The organism is Clostridium chrysemydis (assembly GCF_015234215.1).
Lineage (GTDB): Bacteria > Bacillota > Clostridia > Clostridiales > Clostridiaceae > Clostridium > Clostridium chrysemydis.
This window is the reverse complement of record NZ_JADEKP010000027.1, coordinates 1-586: the sequence shown is the minus strand read 5'-3', so window position 1 is coordinate 586 and position 586 is coordinate 1. Positions and strand designations below refer to the sequence as shown.

Here is a 586-nt window from a genome sequence, read left to right as displayed (position 1 = left end):
TCTATGGAGAAATCTGATTAACAAGATGATTAATCAGTACAGCCAAAAAATCGAAATCTCGATTTCTTATTCGAAAGAGATTGGGTTTGTATTATACTGTTCAATTTTGAGAAACCATTGTTTCTCAAAGTTTAAAAGAATGATAAAAATTATTTTAAAAAAGTGTTGACACAAATGTCGAATCTTGTTAGAATAAATATCGTTCTGTTGAACAAAGTTCTTTGAAAATTGCACATAGTTAAATAATTAGTTGATACAACAAGCCAAGAAAAATGTATTTAAATATACTATTCTTTGTAACATATATCTAAGATTGCAAAATCTTAAAAATGACTAAATTTTAGTGTAGCTAAAAGCGAGTAGTACAAGGAAAACAAGAAGCGAGGAGCGGAGTTTATTTCGATAAATGAGCACCGAAGCGACGAAGTTTTCAAAGTAATGCGAAGCTTATAGCAAACGAAGGTCAAGCTACAAAGGGCGTATGGTGAATGCCTTGGCATCAGGAGCCGATGAAGGACGTGATAAGCTGCGATAAGCTTCGAGTAGGCGCACATAGCCAGAGATTCGAAGATTTCCGAATGAGGGA

The 586-nt window shown here is 34.0% G+C and carries 1 rRNA gene; it reads left to right on the top strand.

What is annotated here, in order from left to right:
* Nucleotides 1-461: 461 nt before the first annotated feature.
* Nucleotides 462-586 (top strand): 23S ribosomal RNA (locus INR60_RS17180); the annotation flags it as partial.